The sequence below is a fragment of the Streptomyces sp. NPDC058650 genome, assembly GCF_042717315.1.
Taxonomy (GTDB): Bacteria; Actinomycetota; Actinomycetes; order Streptomycetales; family Streptomycetaceae; genus Streptomyces.
The window spans coordinates 47,225-68,920 of the sequence record NZ_JBHXRL010000031.1 but is presented as its reverse complement, the minus strand read 5'-3'; the positions used below and the strand labels follow the sequence as shown (position 1 = coordinate 68,920).

Below are 21,696 nucleotides of genomic sequence, written 5' to 3'. Positions count from 1 at the left end.
GCTCCGTCCTCAACGTAATTGCGGGAAATTGCAGAACTTCACTCCAGCGCGTCCATCGCGGCCCGGATGAGGTCGCGGGCGGCGTCGCCGTAGACGGCCATCTCCGCGAGGCCGGCGAACGCCTTCGCGTAGTCGGCGACTTCGCGCGGCTGCGTCACCTTGATCTCTGCTGTCAGCGTCTCCACCACGGCCGTGGTGTCGTCGTGGACGTAGAACGCTTCCAGGGGCCAGACGGTGCGCTGCGCGGTGAACGGGATGATCCCGAGCGAGACGGAGGCGAGCGGCATCACGGCCAGGAGGTGGCGCAGCTGCCCGCGCATCGCCTCGGGGTCGGCGGTGCGGTAGCGCAGGACGGACTCCTCGAGGAGGACGACGTAGAGGTGGCCGCCCTCGTAGAGGAACCGGGAGCGGGCGACGCGGGCGGCGACGGCTTCGGCGACGTCGTCGGGGGTGCCCTGGAAGCGGGTGATCTGCTTCATGAGGGCGGTCGCGAACGCCGGCGTCTGGAGGAAGCCCGGGGGCACGTTGGAGACGTAGACCCGGCAGTGGCGGGTCTGCTCGTGCAGGGCGTACCAGTCCTGCTGGACCTGGCGCATGCCGTTGCGGTGCAGGCGGCGCCACTCCATGTACATCGAGTCGACCGCACGGGCGGTGGCGATGAGGTCGTCGGCCTGGTCGTCCGCGCCGCACGCCGCGCACCAGGTCCGGATGTCCGCATCCGAGGGCAGGACCGCGCCCTTTTGGATGCGGGTGGTCTTCGCCGGATGCCAGCCGCACCGGGCGGAGAGCTCCTTCCCGGTGAGGCCGACGTCCTTGCGCAGGTGCTGCAACCGCACGGCGAGCGCCTCGCGGGCCCCCTGTGCGCTGGAGGATGGGGAGGCGGTCGTCATGAGGTGGCGGCCCTTGGGTGTGCGTCGGTCAGATGCGGTAGTCGGCGTGCTCGGTGGCCAGGTCCCACACCGAGCGGAACGCCTCGGCGCACAGCTTGATGGCCTGCGGGTCCTCGGTGTGGTCGGGCTCCAGGGCCTCACCGTCACCGGAGAAGATGTTCCACCGCACGATCCGGTCGTCGATGAGCCAGAAGTCGTTGCCCGGCAGGGCGAGGGTGGAGGCGCGGCGGCGGGGCAGCCAGCGGACCTGTTCGCCGGCCCGGAGGTTGGCGTCGGTGATGGCGCACTCGAAGCGGATGTAGTCGGTGACGGGCTCGGACACGACCCGGGCCCGGCGGACCTTCACCCCGCGGGCGACGGTCCGCTCCACCAGCGGCAGCCACCCGCTCCAGTAGTCCGAATCGTCTGCGGGCACGCTCCCGTCGCGCAGGAACGCCTCGAAGACCTCGCGCTCCTCCCCCACCGCGTACACGTCGCGGAGCTCCAGGTGCAGGGCGTGGGCCTGGGCGGAGTCGAGCAGCTCCTCAAAGCTGGGTGCCGGCGGCCTCTGCGGCATCGCACGCCCTCCTGATCTGCTCCACCATGCTGAGCGGGATCCGGACGATCCCTTCGTCCTCTGCGGGCGGACTGTCCTGACGGCAGGTGGCCCGGGTCGCCGGGTCGGCGAACTTGCCCTGCAGAACCAGTTCCGGGCCCTGGGCGGCGTCGGTGTCCACCCACACCGCCGGGCAGTTCCCTCCACCCGAGTTCGGGTCCGTGCCGAAGAAAAGTAACGCCATGATCCCCTCCGAAGCGAGCCAGTTGCGAGTAGTTGCGCACCGACCGTCCCGCAGGCCGGAGCCAGCGTCAAGGGGCGCTCACGAGGGCGGTGAAGCAGCGCCGAACAGAGGCAGTCGCCCGGTCGTTCGCGGCTCCACAGCGCGAGAAGACTGATCGGCTCCTTGCCGGGGCAGCGCTATCGACGAGACCGCGGCGCGAGCTGGCCTATGTCCACTACGTTTTCGATCACCCGCTGCCACCGGAGGACCGCATGGCCGACGACACCACCCAGGGCACCGCGAGCTTCATCTCCGAGATGGGCGTGCTCAAGCGCGTCGCACGGACCGGCTGGGGGTTCACCGGCAACAAGGCCCCCGAATCCGTGGCGGAGCACTCGTTCCGTGTCGGGGTGATCGGATCCGTCCTCGCCATGATGGAAGGCGTCGACCCGGCCCGGGTCGCGCTGATGTGCCTGTTCCACGACAGCCAGGAGACGCGGGTCGGGGACATCCCGCACATCGGCCGGAAGTACATCAAGGCCGCCCCGAACGGCGAGGTGACCGCCGACCAGGTTGCCAACGCCCACCCCGCCGTACGCACCGGCGTGCAGAGCGCGGTCGACGAGTACGAGGCCGGCGAAACCCCGGAGGCGATCGTCGCCCGCGACGCCGACAAGCTCGAATGCCTGGTCCAGGCAGTCGAATACCGGGAGCAGGGCTACAGCCTCACCCAGAACTGGATCGACACCAGCCTCGCCTCACTCAAGACCCCGTCCGCGAAAGCCCTGGCCGATGCCGCGCTGAGCATGGACTCGCTCCAGTGGCAGAAGAACTTCCTGCGCTGATCAGTTCCAAACAACCGCTGACCCGCGCCCTGCTGGGGCCCACCCGCCAGCACGGGGCGAGCCCCAGCACGATCGGCGCCTCACCCAGCGCGCCGTCGGCAGCCTGGAAGCGGGGCCAGACAGCTCAGGAAGCAGCGAGCGTCGTGACGGGCCTGGAGGCCGAACGCGAACCCCTGCGCCCCGGCATCTTTGCCGTCACCGATGCCTCGCCCTCCAGGGCCTGTTCCCCAGTCTGTGCTCCCTTGCTGCGGCGCAGCACCGCCTGGGCGTACAGGCCCTCCAGTTCACTGGCCTGAGCGCGCAGGCTGTCGGGTGTCGAGCCCGGGTAGTCCTGGAGAATCTTCCACCCGCTGTACCAGTGGGCGCCGTCGACGCTCGCGGGAAGGACCAGGGCGGCGGCTTCGAAGGCGGCGAGTTCGGCGAAGTTGCCCTGTCTCTCCTTCGAGAGGGAGGCCAGCCAGATTTTTAGTGCCGCAGCTTTGCGGGGGCGGTCGCTGAATCGCGCGCTGAGCTTGCGGAGGCGTTTGGCGTGCTGGTGCAGGAGGAACGTACCGAGCTGCGTAGCCAGAGCGCGGGCGCGAGCAGCCTCGCCAGGCGTGAAGTAACGGCCCAGTTCGGTGAGTTCCCGATCGCGGAGGTCTTCAGAGGGGTTGGTGTACACGACCCGTATTGTGCTCCGCCTGACTCCCGACCGCAGGCAGCGCCACACCCCCGCACGGGCGCAGCGGGCGGTGCCTTCCAGCGGTGCCGACGGGCGGCCGTCGGCTTCGGCGAGGACGCCGCAGCCGTGACAGCTTCTGGTCTATCCGGGTGAGCGAACCTTGCGGCCGTGGCATTCGGATGTGCGGCGCCTCTACCGTGCGGCCATGGACTCCACCCCGATGCCCGAGCCGCTGCGCCGGGCGATTCACCAGCTGGTCTCCGAGGGCGTGCAGAACTGCCAGGAGGTGCTGCGGTACACCGAGCCCGACCAGGCGCACACCTGGAAGCGCATGACGCTGTACCGGGCCACGGACGCAGCGGACACGATGAACATGGTGGCCATGCTGATCGCCGCGTACTGCCGGCGCACGGGCATGGGCCGGGAATCCCTGGAGTCGTACCTCCAGCTGGAACAGCAGCACGACCGGGCTAAGGGGCCAGGGGACGGAGAGTGGGCGCACCTGGCGGGTCTGCTGGGCGAAGAGGCTCCCGTCTGCGCGAGCGAGCCGGGGACCTGGGCCAGCATGCAGTTCCGTACCGGGCAGAGGCACGCCACCAACGCGCAGGAGGTGGAGGACGACCCGCAGAAGCTGTTCACCGAGGCGTGCCTGCACGGGCTGAAGGCGAAGCTGTGCGACGACGTCGACTCTCTGGACAGCTACCTGCCGCCGCGGGTGGCGCAGTTGGCCCGCAAGGTGGCCGAAGCTCTCGAAGTGCCGGAGCTGGCCGCGACGTAACGCCGGGGGCGCGCGGTCGTTGGACCGCGTGAACCCAACCGGGCCCCGGGGATGTCATGGCTGATCCCCCGGGGCCCTTGGTGTGTCCGGCTCTAGGTCAGATCTCGTTGTCGTCCGGGTCGGTGAGCCAGTTGACGACGTCGGCGTCGGTCATCAGGACCGCCTGCGTTTCGTGGGTGGTGTCCTGCTGGACGACGTGGAAGCGGCCCGGGTGCGGGCTCTGCTTCGGGGCGGGGCCGGCCATCGGGGCGAGGCGCTGCCAGGTGTCGGCCGTGAACCGCGCCAGGATCACCGTGGCGAACAGCTCGCGAGCGGCCCCTTCGAGGACGGTGGCCTGGGGCCGTCCGTCGAAGATGACGTGGATGCGGGCCGCGCGTCCCACCCAGAGGGCTTCCTCGAGGGCGGCGATGGCGGGGGACGTCTTCGGGTCGTCCTTCTGCCGGAAGGTCTCCCAGTAGCGGGCGAGGTGGCGCAGCGTGGTGTTGGCCTCGTCGACCGCGACGATCAGGCGCGGCACGTCGTCCAGGTCGCCTTCGAGGTCGAGGCGGCGCTCCAGCTCGGAGGCGAGGTGGACCAGGGCGTCGTGGATGCCGGCGATGTTGCCGCGGTGGGTCACCGTGGGCAGGGACTTCGCCCACAGGTGGGAGATCCGCTTGGGGTCGAGGACCAGGGCGTGGGCGCCCTGGTGCAGGAACTGGGCGGTCAGGGAGCGCAGCATCGTGGTGCTGCCGCCGCCGGTGGCGGTGCAGACCAGGACGTGCGGGGATTCGGCGTCCAGGTCGACGGCGATGGCCCGCCCGGTGGTGCTGATGCCGATGAGCGCGGTCCCTTCGGGGAGCGCCTCTATCTGCTCGCGCAGGCCGGGGTCGGTGAAGTGCAGCATCTGCGGGAGCGCGGTGGTGTTCGTCATGGTGCGGTGTTCCTTTTCTGTGCGGTGCCTGGTGAGCCGGGTGTTCTCCAGGACGAGGGGGATCGTGTCGGCTGAACCGGACAGGTCCCGGTCCGGCCGATTCGGCATCAGCTCTCCTCGGTCTTCGTGGCGGCGGCCCACGCCGCGGCTTCGGTCTCGCTCAGGAGCAGGACCTGCGTGGGGTGCGCGGTGGAGCCCTGCACGGTGTGGAAGCGGCCCGGGTGGGCGCTTCCCTTCGGGACGGTGGCGACCTGCGGGGCCGCCTGGCTCCAGGTGCGGGTGGTGACCCGTCCCAGGAGCACGGTGGAGAAGTGCTCGCGTCCCAGCGCGGCGCTGTAGCTCTGGGCGCCGGCGAGGATGTGGATGCGGACCTCGCGCCCGGCGAAGAGGAGCTCCTCGTACGCATTCACGGCCGGGGACGTCTTCGGGTCGCCCGCCTGGCGGACCTTTTCCCAGTGGCGGGCCAGCTGTCGCAGGGTGTGGCCGGCGGACTCGAGCACCACCGTGAGGCGGGGCAGGTCTTCGGTGTCACCGTGCTCGTCGGCGTGGTCGATGCGGCGCTTCAGTTCGGCGCTCAGGCCGAGAAGGGCGTCGTGGATGTCGTCGATGTCGCGGCGGTAGGTCACCGTCGGCAGGGCGCGCGCCCACGACTGGGAGATGCGCTTGAAGTCGAGGACCAGGACGTGCCCGCCGTTGTGCAGGAGCTGGGCGGTCAGGGTGCGCAGGGCGGTGGAGGTGCCGCCGCCCGAGGCGGAGTAGACCAGGACGTGCGGCGATTCGTTGTCCAGGTCGACGCAGACCGGCTGCCCGTCGGTGCCGTGGCCGATGAGGACCTGGGAGGCGGGCAGTGCTTCCAGCTGCTCGCGGACGCCCGGGTCGGTGAGGCGCAGCTGCTGCGGGAGGGTGCTCTTGTTGGTGGTCTTCCACATGGTGGCGGTGTTCCTTTTCTGTGCTGTGCCTGGTGAACCGGGTGTTCTCCGGGCGGGGGTGTCGGCTGGAGCGGCCGGGGCCGTTCAGTCGAGGTCGGTGGTGCCGGTGGCGGCGCGGGGCCGGTTGCGTGCCCAGCGCTTGAGGTCACCGGCGCGGTAGAGGAGTTCGGTGCCGCGCTTGTCGACCGGCTTGGGGAAGGTGCGGTCGTTGGCGCGGGCGTAGCGCAGGGCTGCGACGGTGATGTCCGGCAGGTGGTGCTGGTGGGCCTCGCGCAGTCCCACCGCCTGGTCGTCGTCGACCGGGGCCGGGCTCGTCGGCGGCGTCGCCGCGGGGTTGGCGGGGTCGGCGGCCGGGGGCTTGGTGTTCCAGGCGTCGGCGAGGACGTCGATGTCGGCGGCCGGCGCCGGATCGGGGGTGGTGGGCGGGAGGGCCGGGTCGCTCCAGGCGTCGGCCAGGGAGTCGGCGGGCGGGGCGGCGGGCTTGTCCAGCACGACCGGGCCCGGCTGTACGGGAAGGCCCGCGCTCTGGGGACCGGTAGCGGCCGCGCCGGTGCTGGCCCACTCGCGGGCTTCGGCCTCGGTGAAGAAGAGGATCTGCGTCTCGCGCGCGGACCCGCCGCTGACGACCTGGGCGCGGCCGTGGTGCTTGGTGGACTTCGGCGCGGGGTGGACCTCGGGGGCGAGCATGCGCCAGGCGTTGACGCTGTAGCGGGCAAGGATGCGGGTGGAGAACTGCTCGCGGACCTCCGGGCCACCGAGGGCGCGGGCGGTCGCGGACTGGGCGACCAGGAGGACGTGCATGCGCAGCTGGCGGCCCATGTAGAGGATCTCGTTGAGCGCGTCGATGGCCGGGGAGACCTTCGGGTCGCCGGACTCGCGGGTCTTCTCCCAGTAGCGGGCCAGCTGCTTCATCGTCGCGTTGACCTCTTCGAGAAGGATCAGCAGACGGGGGCCGATGGCCTTGGGGTCGGCGCCGATGCCCAGTTCGTCGGCAACCCGGGTGCGGCGCCGGCCTTCCATGCCGAGCGCGATGAGCTGGTCGTGGATGTCGGCGATGTCGGCGCAGTAGGTGACGTTTGGAACCCCGCGCGCCCACGGGTGGGAAATCCGCTTGGTGTCGAGGACGAAGACGTGGCTGCCGTGGTGGAGCATCTGGCAGGCGATGCAGCGCAGGGTCACCGACTTGCCGCCGCCGGTGGAGGCGTTGACCAGGATGTGCGGGGATTCGGCGTCCAGGTCGACGGAGACGATCCCCCCGCCGGCACCGAACCCGATGATGGGCGCGGACTCCTTGGCCTTGGCCACCAGCTCCCGCGTCTTGGGGTCCTTGAAGAGGGCCTTCGCCGGGGGCTTGCGGGTCTTCTTCACCAGCAGGTGGGTGTCACGCGCAGCAACGTTCCAGGAGAACGTCACGCCCTCCAGGGCGAGCTTCTGGGTGATGAGGCTGGCGACCTGGTCCCGCGAGAACCTCAGGTTCCTGGGCAGGTCGACGCGTATCTCCGCGTCGTCGTCGGAGAAGTTCTTCGGGATGTGGAGGTAGCGGCGCGGGTCGGTCTGCTCCGCCACCCCCAGCGGCTGGGCCAGCGCCTCGTGCAGCGGGACGACCCACTCGCGCATCAGCTCCCGGCGCTCGCGGGTCAGCGCCATGTACGCCGCGGTGCCCACGGTCAGCACGGAGGCCGCGCCGATCCCGCCGGTCTCCAGTACCGCGATCGCCTGGTCCCGGGTGTCCCACAGCTCCTGGACGCTCTGCACCGTGGCTTCCAGGTCCTGGGTAGCCAGGTATCCGGTCTCCCAGACACCGGCCCCCAGCGCGACCCGGAAGGACAGGCGCCGCCACCCGGGCTTGTAGGAGCGGCGCGGTACGCGGCCCTCCACCTTCGGCAGGACCCAGGTACCCGAACGCCAGAACGTGGCGTCGGTCCGCTTCACGCCGTCCAGGTCCCGGCCGGCCAACACCCTGCCGATCCCGAACACAAGCGACTCGGTGTTCTCCTCCACCTGCTTGTCGAACTTGGTCTGTGCCATGGCTGTGCCCCTTCGGTGTGCGTCCGGGCACTTCACACCCGGAAGCGGACACCGCCATTGAAGGAGCTTGAGCCTGTGGATACGGGACGACGGAAACCGGCTCTGAGCTGCGGATCTGTGGATAACTTTTCGGCTTGGAGGGCCCTCGCGCCTGCCTATCCGCGCGGGCGCGCCCTGCCCCTACTGCAGTCCCGAGAACGCGCTCGGTATGACCGGCTGACGGCGGCCTCCAGGTGGCGGGTACGTTCGGAGGTAAGGGGTGCGGCCTTGGCCACCAGAAGGCCGCGAATCAGGAGATAAAACCATCCTGAAATGGGGCAAGTTGTGACGCACTGACCTGTCAGGCATCGCGCGGACCTGAAATTCTTCGCGTTCCGAACCGGCGGAGGTCACGGATCGGGAGTCGCCAACTCACGAAGTGGCTACGGTGGCTGGATGTCCTTTGACGAAGGGTTCGTGTTCGACATGGCGCAGGCCGACGCACCGAGCGGAGTGATCGTCAACGCACTGCGCTGGGAGATCCTCAACGACTGGACTCAGTACCAGCACGACGACAAGTTCGAGGACAAGACCGCCAAGATGTCGTACTGGTGGGGCTTCGTGAAGCGCGACACCGGCTTCGAGTCGCTGAAATGCCTCTGGGCCAAGCACGAAAGCAACTACCCCATGTTTGCCGAGGCCATCTGGCTCCTGCACCGGGAGTTCAGCGAGGGCGCCGGGGCAGACCACCACCCGCTCTTCGCGAACGTTCCCCCGATCCCGGCCGAAGTCCTGTTCCAGAAGATCGCCAGCTGTTCCGCTCCGGTGCACCGCTCGCTCACCGAGGAACAGATGGTCGCGATCCTGCGCAAGGCGCCGCAGGACTACAGCAGCATGTCGTAGCGCGTCGCTCCCCCGCCCCACGCTTGCGCGTCGTCCATCGACGGGGTCAGGGTGTGTCGCCGGAGTAGTGGAAGCGGCACACCACCCCCGGGCCGGCGGCAGGGCGCGGGGCGTCGGGGAGCGGGTCGTACAGCGCCCGGCCTCCGGGCCACCGCCCCAGCTCGGTCATCAGGGCGACACCGTCCTCGATCTCCTCCGGCCGCCAGCCCGTGATGTCGAGCAGCAGGCCGTCCAGCGGGCCGCCGACCAGCGCGGCGTACGTCTGGTGCGGCAGCGGGCCGGGGTTGGGGTCGTCGTGGTCGTGGCCGTACACCCGGCCGCGCAGCAGCTGCTCGTCATCGGCGTTCATCCGGCCAGCCTCCCAGCCACCGCCGACAGCGGAAGGCCGGCGGCGCCCGATAGTCCGGCCCCTCCCGCCGGACGGGAGAGGCCGCGGGCGCCCTCCCGCCTGGCGGGCTTCAGGCGCAGGGCAGACGGTCGGGGACGGGCCAGTCGATGCGCACCCCGCGGCGGATCAGCGCGGTGAGGCTGTCGACCTGGCAGGCGGGCGGCTGCTCCCGGGTGTAGCGGCGCAGCGCCCGGTGCACGCCGTCGCGCAGCTGGCCGTCGGTCAGCGTGGGCGCCTGCTCCTGGAGCTCGTCGAGGAGCTGCGCGGCGCGGGCCGCGCGGGACAGCGCGGCATCCGCGAGCGGTCCCTCCGCGAAGCCGTCGCGTACGGACAGGCCGGGCTCGATGAAGGTCATGGTGACGTTCCTTTCCGCCCGGCCGCGCGTGGTCTCCTGGGTGGAGACGCGGTCGCGGGACCGAGCGGGCGGGAACGTAGAGCACCGGGTTCGTTAGCGTCGCGGCCTGGCCGCCGGCCCCGGGCAACAAAGGAGACCTCTGCCCCACGGCTGTCGCGTGGTAAAGAGGTGTCGTCGTGGCGAGGGGGCTTGCCCACGGGGCCTGACCAGGCATAACGCTCAAGATCGAAAAAGTGGGGGGCCCACTCACGGTCACACCTCCGGTGCAACTCCTAGTGCACCTCTGCAAGCAACCCTCCAGCCCCCTTCCGGTGCAACCCGCTACGTCGCCGCCACAGGCCGGGGCAGGCACGGCGTGGGCCAGGCCGGCGCCCACCGCCAGGCCGCCCACCGCTCCGCCTGCGCGAAGACGCCGGAGCGTGCGGCGAGCATCGCCAGGACCTCGCCGCGGGCGGCGTCGACGGCCCGGTGCTCGGTGTCGGAGACGATGCCGAGGCGCCGCACGTGGGCGTACTCGTCTTCGTCTTTCCACTCCCAGCTCGTGAGGTCGGGCGCGACGACCAGGTCCACGGTGAGGTCGAGGGTGTCGAAGCCGGCCTCGGTGCGGCGGGTGGGGTGCTCGAAGTTCACGTACCAGTTCCGCAGCCGGCGCCCGCCGCCGCTGTCGGGGACGAAGAAGGCGTTGACGCTGAACCAGGACGTGGGCGGCTTCCACAGCAGCAGGTCCGTCTCCTGCCACACCCCGGCCGCCAGCTCCCACTCCCCCGCCGCCATCGCGTCGAACGCCTCCGTACGCACCGCGCGGTCTCCCTCCGCGCGGGCCTGCGCGTACAGGGCGGGCCACCGGGCCTCCGTGCCGGGGGCGCAGGCGGTCACCAGCGCCTCGCCGGTGTCGTCGACGACCCGCAAGGCCAGCTCGCTCCACACCCGCCCCGAGCGGTGGACATCGCGCCGTACGACCGTCTGGCCCGTCTCGAATCCGCGCACCACGGTTCCCTTCTCCGGCCCCGGGCCGGGCCGCCCGGCCCGGCTTGCCCACCTCAGCCGATCCCGGCCGGGGTGGGCAAGCCGCCGTCCGAGGGTGGCTTGCCCAGGGTGCCCTTGGGCTTGCCCGCGCTTACCGGCGGCGCCCGAACAGGCCGCGGGGTTTCGCGGCGGGCGCTTGTGCCGCCGCGCGTTCGGCTTCTTCCGCCTGCTGGCGAAGCTGCTCCTGGCGCTCACGTTCGTCGGCTTCGGCCCACTGCTCTGCTGCGACGGCTCGGCTCTGGCAGTCCTCGCACAGGTGCTTGTGCGACTCGGGGTTGCGGGTGTACCCGACCGCTTGCCAGCGGTCGTCGGTGAACTTCGCCCCGCAGTTCGCGCATGCTGGCCGCCGCGCCTCCCGCGCCGCGGTTCGCTCTTCCTCGCGGCGTTGCTCCTCTTCTCTGGCGGCCTGGCGGCGGCGGGCGAGGTAGGCGTCCCGGCGGTGGTTGCCGATCGCGTCGTGCAGCGGCTCCAGGCGGTCGCGGTCGCGGTCGCGGCCGTAGCGCCAGAACGCGGGCCCGGCCGGGCCGTGCTCGCGCAGCAGCTCCAGGGTGGTCGCCACGATGGGGATGCACCCGTCGTAGGAGTGGTAGCCGCCATCGGCGTACCACCGGCCCTGCCAGTGGGAGCGGGTGAGGTCGGCGACCTTCTCCATCTGTTTCTTCGCGGAGCGCTTGCCGACCTCGTGGAAGACGAGCAGGACCGGCGGGTGCACCCGCTCGTAGCCCTCCCAGGCAGGTGCGGACCAGCGGGTGCGCCACATCGGCTTCTCTTTGCCGTCGGTGTCCTTCTCCTGCCGGCGGAAGAACCGCAGGTACTTGTCGAACTTCGCGGCGATGAGGACTGCTTCCTCGGTGCAGTTGTCCGCCTCGATGAACAGCAGTGGCACCCCGTCACCGGGAGCGGTCACGACGACATCGGCCCGCGCGCTGCCGACCGCGGGGTTCTTCCAGGTGCCCTTCACCGGGAGCGCGACCTCGGTGGCGTACGAGGTGAGGGTGCCGATCCCGTCGGGTGCGTCGACGGCGGCCTGCGCGGCGGCGACCGCTTCGGCCGGCTCCCCGACGACCAGGTCGAGGTCGGGCTTCGGGCGGATCAGCGCGATGACCGTCTCGTTCACCGTCATCGGATGGGAAGCCCCGGAGCGGCCGGCGCTCTTGGGCATGCCGCCCATCTCCTCCGGCTCACGGTCCAGGTCGATCGCGGCGGCGGCCAGCCCGGCCGCGGTGAGGATGCGTACCTCCTCGTTGCCCCGGGTGCGGCCGCCGTCGACGACCAGGCCGTGCCGCCGCAGATCGTTCGCCGCCCCGCGATGGGAGGCGGTCCGCGCTTCCTTTCGCTTGGCCGGCGTCTCCTTGAGGGTGTGGCGGTAGCTCAGGTGCGGAGAGGCGAGGCGCTGTATCTGATCGGCGGTCGCGACCTTGAGCACTCCGAGCACGGACAGCACGTCCGCGCGCAGGTCGTTGGTCGATCCCGCCTCGTTCGTCTTCCTCTTCCCCGCCATCAGGCTCGCCCTCCCCACAGCACCGACCGCACGGCGGCCGACGGCGCGTTCCCGGCCGTCACGGGCGGCGGGCCCCCGGACCCGATGATCTCCTCCTCCGCCTTTCCTTCCAGGTTCAGGAGTAGAGAAGAGGGTTTTGACAATCCGGGATGGGCGCGAAAACCGGCTCTGACAAGGGGAAAAGCCGAACAGTCGGACGTCGGGCACGGAAGTGGCTTCGGCAGTGGGAACGCAAGCGGCGGCGGCAGGAGCTCACCAGGGCTTGCCCACCACTGCGGGCCGGTCGCGGACGCCTCCCACGGGGCGGCGCTCTCGCGGCGTGCAGGACTCCATCGTGCCCTGCTGGCGCCGCTGCGGGAAGGGACGGCCGGGGGCAGCACAGGGGCGGGTGCGGGCACGAGGACCTCGTTCCTCCCGGCCGGGCCGGGGTGGGCGGCGTTCATCCGTCCCACGCGCATCTGTCTCGCGTGCGGGACGGATGCCACCCTGCTCGATCACCCCTTGTCCGCCGTCCGACGCTCCACCCGACCTGCGTCCGCTTTCATCGGGTTGAGGCTTGCGCAACCGATTTGCCCGTGGCCGACGCCACACCGACCGGCCGAAGGTCAGCGGGCGGGCCGGCTGCTGGATGGCGACGCTCCGCGCCGCCAGTCCGAGGGCTTCTGGCCGCGGAACGTCTCGCCGCTCTCGATCCGGGCCTTGTTCCGGGCGAACTCCCGCTCGGCTGCCGACAACGGCCGGGGCGCGCAGCCGGGGTGTCCCCAGCCGTCTGCCACCTTCGTGATGACCTCGCCCTTGGCGTAGTCCTTGAAGCAGGCCGGGCAGGTGCCCGGGTACGCGGCCCGCAGCGACCCGCGCGGCAGCGGCACCGTCTTCTTGGCCGCCGCCTTCTTCGCGGCCGGCTTCCCACCGCCCGCCTTGCTCTTCGCCGCCTGCGCCCGCTTGATCGCCTCGCGCTGCGCCTTGCCGGGCCGCTTCTTCGGCTGCTGCCCGCGTGCCGTCTTCGCGGCCTTCTGTGCCGGGGTCTGTCCCACGCGCGGATCGTAGAACCTGGCCTCTGGCGGCCGACACACGCCACGCGCACCAGGTACACCCGAGCAGTGGCGCGCGGGAGCGGACCGGGGCGCGCACGGCGCGATGAGTTGCGCCCGAACGGGAGAGCGCCCAGGGGACGGAGATTTCTCCTCCCCCGGGCGCTGTCTCGTTCGGGCGGGATGTCGCAGGTAGCGAACCTGGTCAAGGAGCGATGCGTGCCGCCCGGGGCCGCTATCCAACCCGGTCAAGGAGCGATGCACCCTCCCGGACTGGCCCGGCATCCGGTGCACAGCATCGGATGCTGTGCACTCCCCATCGCGATGTCGTGCACTCCCGAGGCGATGCAGGGCACTCCCACCGCGATGTCGTGCATCGGATGCGGTGCATCGTCCGGACATCGGATGCGGTGGCGGACATCGGGTGCGCTCCACTCCGCACGATGGGCTTCCGCTCCCGGGGCGGTGGTGCGCCCGCCGCGCGCCTCGGGTGCGGTGGTGCGCACCACCGGGAGTGGCGGTGCGCATCGTGGTGCGGTTGGTGCGCGCACCGACCCGTGCGGGCGGGCCGACAGGTGCGCGCACCACGGCCTGGCGGTGCGCATCATGGCGCGCGGCGCGTTCCGGGCGGTGCGCGGGCTGTTGCGACAAGGGGCCGGATCGAGCGAAGTCCCCATATCACACACCCCCTTGACTTCCGTCCCCTCGAAATCCCATATGCACGTTATGCCGACCCTGGATGTGCGGCAGATCACATGAACTGGGCGTGAGGGTGGGTCCGGTGGGCGCGCTTCGGTGGGACAGCCAAGCGGTGCGCACCGGCTCGGGCAGACGGTGCGCTGGGTGCGCGCACCGAGGATGTGGTGCGCGCACCAGGGCCCACCGGTGCGCGCACCATCACCTCCGTGCGCGCACCACGATGCGCACCGGTGCGGCGGCCGGGAGTGGACGACATCGCCGTGGTGCGCACCGGTGCGCTCGATGCCGTTCATCGTTACCGCACGGTGCGCACCACCGGAACGGGTGCGCGCACCGGATGCCTCGATGTCCCGCACGCCCACCGGGCGGTGCTCGCCGGAGTGGAGTCCACCCGATGTCGCGGTGGAGTCCACTCCCACCCGGTGCGCTCCGCGGTGGACTCCACTCCCATCGGGTGGATCCCCACGGTGGGCTCCACTCTCCGGGGGCCGCATCGTCCACCGGGTGCGCGGTGGAGTCCACCGTGTCCACTCACCAGAAGTAGCGGCGGCGAAGGCGCGCGGCGCGCCACGGGTTCGGCCGGCCATCGGGGTACTGCCGGGAGCGGCGCCGGACCGGCCGCGGCTTCGGCGACGGGTACAGCGCCGTCCGCAGCCGGCTGGCGTCGGCGAGCTGCTCCAGGCGCTCCCGCTGTTCCGATGAGAGCTGTATCAGGATCAGGTCGACCATGGTTCCTCCTCGTTTCGCGGGGGCGGTCCCCGTACTCTCACCGCGCCCTGATGTCTCCGGGGCCGGAGCGCCGGGCACGTCCCGGGTTCTGGCGCGGTGGCTTCGTCCTGCGTCCCGCCGGGCGGTCACGGCCGGGGCCCCTGGCCGTGGCCGGGGCCATGGTCGGGCTGCTGGCGCTGCTGCTCGTGCTCCTGGCGGCGCCGGTCGACCGGTCCGGCCGGGTCGGCTGACGGGTCGGCGGCCGAGGCCGGGATCTCACGGTCCTCGATAGCGCGGCGGCGGGCGTTGGCCGCGCGAGTGTAGGCCGCGAACCGTTCCAGGTTCTCCGGTGTGCTCAGCCACGTCGCCGGGTCGGTCGTACGGCCCTCCAGGTACTCCTGCGGCATCGCGGCCTGCTGGTGGGCGTGGATAGCGGCAGCTCGTTGCGCCGGGGTGAGAGCGGCGTCCCGGCCGGGGTGGTCGACGGCGTGCGGCGGGGCTGACGCCTGGTCGTGGTGCTGGTCGTCGGTGCGCGCAGCGGCCGATGTGGTCGCGGCCGGGGCGTCGTCCTGCCCGGCGGCCGCCGTGCGGGCGGCGCGGATCGCGTTCCGTACGGCGAGGCTGGCGACCCGGGCCCGCTCGTAGCGGGACGACTCCCGGGGCGGCTTGCCGTCGGTGCCGGCGATGAACCACGGGTCGGGCTCGGTGAAGTCGGCGGTGTAGAAGATCTGGTCGGCGGCCGGGGCCCGGCGGCCGGGCTGGGGATCGGTGGTCTGGCGGCCGTGGTCGGACAGGGCGCGGGTGGCGATGTAGTCGTCCACGCCGCGCGTGAACTCGCGGCCGCGCAGGGTCTCCAGCAGATGCCGGCGCGCTTCGGCCAGGACGTGGCGGCGGGCGAACTTGCCGCGCACGGTGAAGACGACCGCGGCGACGTCGACGGCGGCGAGCACGATGTCGATGTGCGGGTCGACCCGGGCGCGGATCGCCGCCCCCGCCGCGCGGCAGCGCTGCAGAAGCCCGTCGACCATCTGCTGGCCGAACTTCAGGAGCGCGGACGCCTTCCACCACACGAGCAGCTGCTCCAGCGGACGCGGGGTCTTCTTCTCACGGCGGGTCTCCTGCGCGGCCCACCACCCGAGGCCTTCGCGGGCCTTCTCGCCGGGCAGCCGCCCGTGCTTCTGCGCGTACTTGTAGGTCAGGCCCTCCAGGACGTCCTCGATCTGCTGGCGGCGAGTGGCCGACCAGTCGATGAGCTTGGAGTCGACACCGGCTATCTCCATGACGGGGCGCAGGCCCGGCGTCACCTCCCGGGGCACGGTCGCCAGTCCCAGCTCCTCACAGACCTCGGTCGTGATCGCGAGGGTGTAGAGCGACCCGGCGGCCACCACATGGCGGTATAGACGGCGGGTGTCCAGCGCGCCCCACTTCGGATCACCGTTGTCGTCCAGGCGCTGCACGCGATTGAGGACCAGGCAGTGGTCATGCAGGAGGGGGAAGCCGTCGCGATTGTCGTAGTGCCGGAACGCCGCAACCACCAAGGCCGGCGTCTTCGCGCGGCCGCGGCCGGAAGACCACCGGGTCTCCGCGACCTCGTCCTCGAGCCAGCGCAGCGCCGTGGCGATGGCCCGCTCGTGGGCCCGCTCGATGATCCGGCGGGTGTGGGCGTCTCCCAGCGCCCACAGCACGTGCAGGGACGCCTGCGGACGGAAGGTGAAGTCGAGGGCGAGCAGCGGGGTCTGCTTGCGGGCCTCGATCTCTTCGATCGGCTGACCGAGCACGGTCGCCAGCCGCGCGGTGGCCGGGTCGGCGCCGTCGTCCAGGAGGCCGCGCTCGATGCGGTCGGCGTCCGGGTGGCGGCCCTGCCCGAACATCAGCTTCATCTGCCGCTCGGACACCTCCGCGCCCTCGGTGAGCCCGAGCGCGTCCAGGCCGCGCCCCAGCCACCTCCCCGGCGGGAGGCCGGCCAGCTCCTGGGCCTCCTTGAGGGACTGACCGACCGGGCGGCGGCCGTCCCCGAATGCGACTCCGCGTACGTAGTAACGCCAGGCGTTACGCCTCTGGACCTTCGCGACACTCAGCATCCCCACAGGGGACACCGGCTCTGACCTGCGGAAAAGCGCGATCCCGTGGGGTGGGACAGTTCACCGGAACTTCACGGCCGATCCCGCCGGGCGGGCGTTCTCGGCGGCACCGCGCCCGCCTGGCGGACACCACCAGGGCCATGCAAATGCTGCGCGGCCACCCCGTCACACACGCCTCACACGCCCCGAAAACCGCAAGTAGACGACTTCACCGTCAACGAGCGCACATCGAGCGCACATCTACGTACCGCTCCCCCACCCAGCGGCCAAGGACGCCGCGCTCTGCACCACGTCACCCACTCTTCGCCCCCGGCAACGCCGGGGGCTTCTTGCTGCCTGGAGGACCGACGTGCCCACCTACGAGACCATGACCCGCTTCAACAACGACCTGCGCCGCCTCAACCCAGAACAGCGCCAGCGTTTCCGCCGGGCCGTCAGCGCCTTCGTCCACGACCTGCGCGACACCGACGGGCGCTTCCGCGCCGGCCTCCGCGTGAAGCAGGTCAGCGGGTTCCCCGGCATCTACGAACTCACCTGGTCCGCAGGGACCGGCCCGGCAGGGCGCGCCACGTGGCAGTACGGGGCCTCATGCCGTCCCGGCACACCGCATGTCATCTGGAGGCGCATCGGCACCCACGACATCCTCACCGGCCCCTGACCCGAGAGGGCTCGCAGCTACTTTCACGCGTGAAACCGCACCGGCACAGCAGCGATCATGAAGTGCCAGCACCACCGGACTGGCCATACTCGTTGGGCGGGACATGAAGCACTCCAACCCCCTCCTGGACCCGCTGGCCGAAAACGCGGTGATCGCCGTGTGCGCTCTCGCCGACGCCGCCGGACCCGATCGGTGGAGCAGCGGAGCCGTCGAGGACGCGGCCACCGCGCTGGAGGTACTCGCCGGGGCGCTGGCCGATCTCAGCCCGGAGGCCGCCGAGCTCCTGGGGGTCGTCCCGGCCGCCGTCGCCGCGCTGCGTGAACGCGTGGAGCGCGCACCGGCCCCGGCCGCGCCATCCGGTCCGGCCGGCTGTGTCGAGGACCCGGCGGTGCTGAGTACGGGCCTGCGGCGGGCTCTCGCCGGGCACAGCCTCGGGCACCGGGTCCACCAGCTCGGCCCCGCCCTGCTGACCATCACCCTGGACGCGGCCCACGCCCAGGCCCTCGCCGTACTCCTCACCGCCCGGCGTGAGCTCCCCCGCCAGGCACCGGCTGCCGAGGACGAACTCCGGTGGGGCGCCGGGGCTGTTGTTGCCCCCACAGACGACATGTTCGATTCGCTCGAACAATTCCTTCCAAATTTGGAAGGACCGGCGGAGCCTACTGCTGGCCTGTCGGCCGATCGCGATCCTTCGCCCAGCGGACCAGTGCTTGGTAGACCCGGGTGTCGTTGGGGTCTGCGAAGGCTTCGGCGAGGGTGCGGTTCAGCTCACGTCGGGGGATGCGGCCTCGCTTGAGGTCGTCCGCCAGCTGTCGGGCCTTGCGGCTGACGGCCAGCTGAAGCGCCTCGTCGGCCGGCTCGTCGGCATCGCCCTGATCCTGGTCCGGTTCGGTGAGCGCCTTCTCAGCCTGTTCTCGGATCTGTTCCGCGGGGTCGCCGTCGCTCTGCGGGCCAGGCAGCTCACGAACGACTTCGGCGATGGCCTTGGCTGTGACCTTGGGCAGGGCCTCGCGGAGCAGTCCGTGCAGGGTGGCCGCTGCTTCGACACCGTACCGCTCCACGGTGGGGAGCAGGGCTTCGACATGGGAGCGGGTGAGTTTGGGGACGTCAGGCAGGAGGCGGGCTGCGAGTCGCCAGCCGCGCCGCATCCGGCTGGAGTCGGCCAGCGAGACGTCCCAGTCCTCCAGCAGCGCCTCGAAGGTGGGGTACTCCGCCCGGTACAGGTGCCGGTTCGCCACGGCGTCCAACGCCTTGCCGGTCATCCAGTACGACGCATGGTGAGAACGGATCACGCTCTCGCAGACAGCGAGGTCCTTGCGCTCCGCTTCCGTGAGCGGCTGGTCGGAGCTGGCAGTGATGGACGGATCCGGGAGGGTGTCCAGCGTGAGGGCGACAGGATCCACGGCGGCCGTGGTCTTGCGGGCCAGCCCAGCGAGTCCTTGGGAGCGTCGAGGGCGCTCGTTGAGGCCGAAGCGGTCAGCGGTCGTCTCGGATTCGGTCGTTGTCATGCTGCGTCACCTTCGGCGGCCCGGGTCAAGATTTCTCGGGCGAGCGTAGCGAAGTCTTCCGCGACGGAGGCGGAGGTGGCGGACACGACGGTGCCGGCGGCGGCGCGGCCTGCGCGGAGGTCCCAGAACTTGGGGTTGCTTGCGGCCGCTTCTTCCAGTTCGTGGATCAGGCGGCCGTGGCTTCGGGCGTCCTGGCCGACCGCTTCGGCGTAGCGGACGATCGTGTCGAAGAGGTAGGCATCGGCGCCGAGTTCTTCGGCGATCCAGCCGCGGGCGTTGCGGTGGATCTGCTTGGAGGCGCTGCCGGTGGCGTAGAGGACGACCCCGAGCAGTTCGAGGTCGGGGTTCACGCTGCGGCGTACGAGCTGGACCTGTCGGGAGATGCTCCCGAGGCCGTCGTTGATGCTCGCTTTGTCGGAGCGGGTCGGCGCGACCATCCAACGGGCGGCGGACAAGGCCAGCTGCTGCAGCGGCGGGTTCTCGGGGGCGCTGTCGAGGACGACCAGGTCGTAGGAGCGCGCGATGGGGGACAGGCACACGGCCAGGGCCAGGGCTTGTCGGTGCTGCTGCATACGGAAGGTCGCCGCGAGCATGTCGGGAGCGGCGCCGATGTGCTGGCCGCCGACGATGACGTCCAGGCCGGTGCGCACGTTACGGACCGGCTCCAGCGCCTTGCCGGTGCGCAGGGCCTCGTAGAAGGCGGCCCCTTCGTCGTCGGCCGCGGTTCCTCGGTATCCCAGGTCACGGCCGACGTTGCCCTGACCGTTGACGTCGACCAGCAGGACGCTACCTCCGTCGGCGGCGACCAGGCCGGCGAGGTTGGATGCGAGCGTGGTCTTGCCGACGCCGCCCTTGCCGTTAGCGATGACGTAGGTGTTGCTCAACGCTTCCCGGTCGATCGGCGGGGTCTCGTCGTCATCGAGCATGGGCGTCTACTCCTGTCGGATACGGGGTGATGCTGCCCCGCATCGTGCCACGGCCGCGCTGTATCACTGCTGTCCGCCCTGAAAACACGAAAGGCCCGCACCCCTCGGGAAGGGGATGCGGGCCCTGGGCATGTCACTCATGCGTGTCAGGCTGCCCAGCTCGCGGGCGCGCCTTGGTCGGGGTTGGGGATGTCTGCGGCGGTTACCAGGGCGGCGGGGTGCCGCATGGCGGTGATCGGGACGGCCCCGGGCTCAGCACTGGAGGACCAGATCATCCGCCAGGTCTGATCCCACTCGCAGCCGCACGCGTGATCGTCGTGGGGATGGCGTAAGAACAGGCCCCAGGTCAGGACGGCGCGCGGGATGCGGGGGATGAGTACCGAGGGGTCGTCGCCCGGGTACAGGTGCAGGTTCCGCCAGCCGTGGACCCTGGCCATGTAGGCGGCGGCGCCCTCGATGACGTCGCCCCACGCCTGGTGGCCGAGGACGACGAAGCCGACCGGGAAGAGGTGATCCTCGGTCGCGTCGTCGATCCCGGTGACGTACAGGCCGCGATGGGCAATGAAGCCGCTGTCGGCCGCGCCGTCGGCGCACGGCGTCCAGAGCTGTTCGACGGGGTGCATCGTGCCGTCGTCGCCCTCGCTGGTCTCGATCTCGTACGGGGCCGTGGTGGTCATGCGCTCGCTCCGGTGCTGGTGTCGGCCGCCTTCAGGACGCGCGGCAGATGGACGTGGAGGTGTTCGATGTCGACCTGGTGGCCGCGGGCGCGAAGTTCGCGGGCAAGTAGTTCGGTGAGACCAGATGCCCTGTGCTTACCTCCTGCGCACCCGATGGCGATGCGGTGGGGGCCAGCGGGGAGGTCGGCGTAGTCGGCGAGGTTGGCCAGCAGTTCGCGGGCGCCGGGGGTGTTGAGGACGACGTCCTGGACGCGGGGGTGGTGGCCGTCGAGGTCGAGGATGTCGCGGGCGGCGGCCGGGTCGCGAAGCCGGTCGCGGACGTCTTCGATCCGGTCGGCGGAGGGCGGGACAGGGGAGCCGTCCGGGCCGGTGGGCAGGTGGAGGTAGCCGAACGAGATAAGGCGGATCGGGTGCACGAGAGGACCTCCAGGTCGTGGTTGAGGGTGGGGTGCTCGGGGTGTGCCTTGAGTTGAGGGGTGGCGCCGGGGAGGCCGGGCTCGTGGCCGGCGGCCGCCCCGGGCCGGACATGGGTGAAGCGGCCCGCCGCCGGGCGGGCCGCTTCGGAGGGACGTGCTGATCGCGGCGGCGGTCAGCCGCCGGCGGGGGTGTCCATGCGCAGTTCGGCCAGGGCGATCCCGACCGTGGCGCAGGACCCGGAGCAGAACGAGCGGGCGGGCATGGTCGAACCCTGGACGTGGATGCGGACCCAGCCGCGGCGCTGCACGCTGCGGCCCGCGACCTCCTGGCCGCACCCGTCGACGGGGCAGTCGCCCGGCGCCAGGATCCGGCGTCCGGGCTGCGAGCCGGACGCGGCGGTGACGTACTGCCCGCCGTACCACTCCCGCTGCTTCTGCGAGCGCTCCTGCACCGGCTTGCTGGTGCGCTGCGCCTCACGGACGGCGGCCAGGCAGCCGCACGCCTCGGTCGCGGGGACCTTGCGGTAGGTGTGCTGCCGGTAGCCGCGCATGCTGCCGTGGTCGATCCCGGCTTCCTGTCCGATGACGCTCACCGCACCTCCCCCTTCGAGGCGGTGAGGGCAACGGCCGCGTTCACGATGTCGGCGTGGTCGAACGCCAGCGGCGGCAGAGCGTCCAGGGGCCACCAGCGGGCGGCGCGGGCGTCGTCCCCGGCCACGATCGGGGTGTCGGCGGGGACGACAGCCATGTAAGCGACGGTGACGTACCGACCGCGCGGGTCGCGGTCGGGCGCGTCCCACACGCCGACCTGGCGCAGGCTGTCGGCGTCGACGTGGAGACCGGTCTCCTCAGCCAGTTCCCGGGCCGCTGCCGCACGGCTTGTTTCTCCGACGTCGCAGTGACCGCCGGCGAGCGCCCATTCGCCCGCGTGCGGCTCCCAGCCGCGCTCGATCAGCAGGACGGTGCCGCCGGGCGTCAGGGCGACGACGTCGGCGGTGTAGCGGATGGTCTCGGGCTCGGTCTCGGTCATGTTCACCTCTC

At 71.2% G+C, this 21,696-nt stretch carries 25 protein-coding genes; 4 read left to right on the top strand and 21 right to left on the bottom strand.

Annotation, left to right across the window (positions count from 1 at the left end):
* Positions 1-38: 38 nt before the first annotated feature.
* Genes ACFWWU_RS35340 through ACFWWU_RS35330 form a run of 3 tightly spaced genes read right to left on the bottom strand, consistent with a single transcriptional unit; the run spans position 39 to position 1,669 of the window.
* The gene (locus tag ACFWWU_RS35340) at positions 39-890 is read right to left on the bottom strand and encodes a helix-turn-helix domain-containing protein (protein WP_384152641.1); all 852 of its coding nucleotides are present in this window, start codon (positions 888-890) and stop codon (positions 39-41) included.
* A gap of 28 nt (positions 891-918) precedes the next feature.
* Positions 919-1,446: a DUF6879 family protein gene (locus ACFWWU_RS35335; protein ID WP_384152638.1), complete on the bottom strand. Its 528-nt coding sequence runs from the start codon at positions 1,444-1,446 to the stop codon at positions 919-921.
* Positions 1,415-1,669 (bottom strand): hypothetical protein, encoded by a 255-nt coding sequence (locus ACFWWU_RS35330; protein WP_189554800.1) that lies wholly within the window; start codon positions 1,667-1,669, stop codon positions 1,415-1,417. The genes ACFWWU_RS35335 and ACFWWU_RS35330 overlap by 32 nt, the downstream gene beginning before the upstream one ends.
* A gap of 251 nt (positions 1,670-1,920) precedes the next feature.
* Between ACFWWU_RS35330 and ACFWWU_RS35325 the strand changes: the two genes are divergently transcribed.
* The gene (locus ACFWWU_RS35325) at positions 1,921-2,493 is read left to right on the top strand and encodes an HD family hydrolase (protein WP_384152635.1); all 573 of its coding nucleotides are present in this window, start codon (positions 1,921-1,923) and stop codon (positions 2,491-2,493) included.
* Positions 2,494-2,617: 124 nt separating this feature from the next.
* Here ACFWWU_RS35325 and ACFWWU_RS35320 read toward each other — a convergent pair whose 3' ends face one another.
* Positions 2,618-3,154 (bottom strand): hypothetical protein, encoded by a 537-nt coding sequence (locus ACFWWU_RS35320; protein ID WP_384152632.1) that lies wholly within the window; start codon positions 3,152-3,154, stop codon positions 2,618-2,620.
* Between the two features lie 205 nt (positions 3,155-3,359).
* Here ACFWWU_RS35320 and ACFWWU_RS35315 point away from each other — a divergent pair, with 205 nt between their 5' ends.
* Positions 3,360-3,932 carry a hypothetical protein gene (locus tag ACFWWU_RS35315; RefSeq protein WP_384152630.1) on the top strand — a complete coding sequence of 191 codons (573 nt, stop codon included), beginning with the start codon at positions 3,360-3,362 and terminating at the stop codon, positions 3,930-3,932.
* 97 nt (positions 3,933-4,029) lie between these two features.
* On the opposite strand, the gene ACFWWU_RS35310 is transcribed toward ACFWWU_RS35315, so the two are convergent.
* The 3 genes from ACFWWU_RS35310 to ACFWWU_RS35300 form a co-directional block, all read right to left on the bottom strand.
* The gene (locus tag ACFWWU_RS35310; protein ID WP_384152627.1) at positions 4,030-4,950 is read right to left on the bottom strand and encodes a hypothetical protein; all 921 of its coding nucleotides are present in this window, start codon (positions 4,948-4,950) and stop codon (positions 4,030-4,032) included.
* Positions 4,950-5,771: a helicase HerA domain-containing protein gene (locus ACFWWU_RS35305; protein WP_384152624.1), complete on the bottom strand. Its 822-nt coding sequence runs from the start codon at positions 5,769-5,771 to the stop codon at positions 4,950-4,952. The genes ACFWWU_RS35310 and ACFWWU_RS35305 overlap by 1 nt, the downstream gene beginning before the upstream one ends.
* An 84-nt stretch (positions 5,772-5,855) precedes the next feature.
* On the bottom strand, positions 5,856-7,799 hold the full coding sequence (locus ACFWWU_RS35300) for a helicase HerA domain-containing protein (protein WP_384152620.1): 1,944 nt from the start codon (positions 7,797-7,799) through the stop codon (positions 5,856-5,858).
* Positions 7,800-8,234: 435 nt separating this feature from the next.
* Here ACFWWU_RS35300 and ACFWWU_RS35295 point away from each other — a divergent pair, with 435 nt between their 5' ends.
* Complete coding sequence (locus tag ACFWWU_RS35295; RefSeq protein ID WP_384152618.1) at positions 8,235-8,681, top strand: hypothetical protein; 447 nt, start codon at positions 8,235-8,237, stop codon at positions 8,679-8,681.
* A gap of 46 nt (positions 8,682-8,727) precedes the next feature.
* On the opposite strand, the gene ACFWWU_RS35290 is transcribed toward ACFWWU_RS35295, so the two are convergent.
* The 7 genes from ACFWWU_RS35290 to mobF all read right to left on the bottom strand — a co-directional run bounded on the left by ACFWWU_RS35290 (position 8,728) and on the right by mobF (position 16,470).
* Positions 8,728-9,030, bottom strand: a complete 303-nt coding sequence (locus tag ACFWWU_RS35290; protein ID WP_384152615.1) for a hypothetical protein — start codon at positions 9,028-9,030, stop codon at positions 8,728-8,730.
* A gap of 109 nt (positions 9,031-9,139) precedes the next feature.
* The gene (locus ACFWWU_RS35285; RefSeq protein ID WP_384152612.1) at positions 9,140-9,424 is read right to left on the bottom strand and encodes a hypothetical protein; all 285 of its coding nucleotides are present in this window, start codon (positions 9,422-9,424) and stop codon (positions 9,140-9,142) included.
* A 321-nt stretch (positions 9,425-9,745) separates the two neighbouring features.
* Positions 9,746-10,414 (bottom strand): DUF402 domain-containing protein, encoded by a 669-nt coding sequence (locus tag ACFWWU_RS35280; protein WP_384152609.1) that lies wholly within the window; start codon positions 10,412-10,414, stop codon positions 9,746-9,748.
* Between the two features lie 127 nt (positions 10,415-10,541).
* A complete protein-coding gene (locus ACFWWU_RS35275) occupies positions 10,542-11,951 on the bottom strand; it encodes a replication-relaxation family protein (RefSeq protein ID WP_384152606.1) in 1,410 nt (469 codons plus the stop codon).
* A 605-nt stretch (positions 11,952-12,556) separates the two neighbouring features.
* On the bottom strand, positions 12,557-12,985 hold the full coding sequence (locus ACFWWU_RS35270) for a hypothetical protein (RefSeq protein WP_384152603.1): 429 nt from the start codon (positions 12,983-12,985) through the stop codon (positions 12,557-12,559).
* Positions 12,986-14,212: 1,227 nt separating this feature from the next.
* Entirely contained in the window at positions 14,213-14,410 is a 198-nt protein-coding gene (locus ACFWWU_RS35265) for a hypothetical protein (protein ID WP_384152600.1), read from the bottom strand.
* A gap of 125 nt (positions 14,411-14,535) precedes the next feature.
* A complete protein-coding gene (gene mobF, locus ACFWWU_RS35260; RefSeq protein ID WP_384152597.1) occupies positions 14,536-16,470 on the bottom strand; it encodes a MobF family relaxase in 1,935 nt (644 codons plus the stop codon).
* Positions 16,471-16,819: 349 nt separating this feature from the next.
* Between mobF and ACFWWU_RS35255 the strand changes: the two genes are divergently transcribed.
* Positions 16,820-17,128: a hypothetical protein gene (locus ACFWWU_RS35255; RefSeq protein WP_384152594.1), complete on the top strand. Its 309-nt coding sequence runs from the start codon at positions 16,820-16,822 to the stop codon at positions 17,126-17,128.
* 55 nt (positions 17,129-17,183) lie between these two features.
* Here ACFWWU_RS35255 and ACFWWU_RS35250 read toward each other — a convergent pair whose 3' ends face one another.
* The 7 genes from ACFWWU_RS35250 to ACFWWU_RS35220 all read right to left on the bottom strand — a co-directional run bounded on the left by ACFWWU_RS35250 (position 17,184) and on the right by ACFWWU_RS35220 (position 21,685).
* Positions 17,184-17,756 (bottom strand): hypothetical protein, encoded by a 573-nt coding sequence (locus tag ACFWWU_RS35250; protein WP_384152591.1) that lies wholly within the window; start codon positions 17,754-17,756, stop codon positions 17,184-17,186.
* A 31-nt stretch (positions 17,757-17,787) separates the two neighbouring features.
* Positions 17,788-18,636, bottom strand: a complete 849-nt coding sequence (locus ACFWWU_RS35245; protein WP_384152589.1) for a hypothetical protein — start codon at positions 18,634-18,636, stop codon at positions 17,788-17,790.
* On the bottom strand, positions 18,633-19,562 hold the full coding sequence (locus tag ACFWWU_RS35240) for a ParA family protein (RefSeq protein ID WP_384152586.1): 930 nt from the start codon (positions 19,560-19,562) through the stop codon (positions 18,633-18,635). Before ACFWWU_RS35240 ends, ACFWWU_RS35245 begins: the two co-directional genes overlap by 4 nt.
* A 146-nt stretch (positions 19,563-19,708) precedes the next feature.
* Positions 19,709-20,239 carry a hypothetical protein gene (locus tag ACFWWU_RS35235; protein ID WP_384152583.1) on the bottom strand — a complete coding sequence of 177 codons (531 nt, stop codon included), beginning with the start codon at positions 20,237-20,239 and terminating at the stop codon, positions 19,709-19,711.
* Entirely contained in the window at positions 20,236-20,655 is a 420-nt protein-coding gene (locus ACFWWU_RS35230; RefSeq protein WP_384152580.1) for a hypothetical protein, read from the bottom strand. Before ACFWWU_RS35230 ends, ACFWWU_RS35235 begins: the two co-directional genes overlap by 4 nt.
* 173 nt (positions 20,656-20,828) lie before the next feature.
* Positions 20,829-21,248 (bottom strand): hypothetical protein, encoded by a 420-nt coding sequence (locus ACFWWU_RS35225; RefSeq protein ID WP_384152578.1) that lies wholly within the window; start codon positions 21,246-21,248, stop codon positions 20,829-20,831.
* A complete protein-coding gene (locus ACFWWU_RS35220) occupies positions 21,245-21,685 on the bottom strand; it encodes an NUDIX domain-containing protein (RefSeq protein WP_384152575.1) in 441 nt (146 codons plus the stop codon). The genes ACFWWU_RS35225 and ACFWWU_RS35220 overlap by 4 nt, the downstream gene beginning before the upstream one ends.
* Positions 21,686-21,696 lie beyond the last annotated feature (11 nt).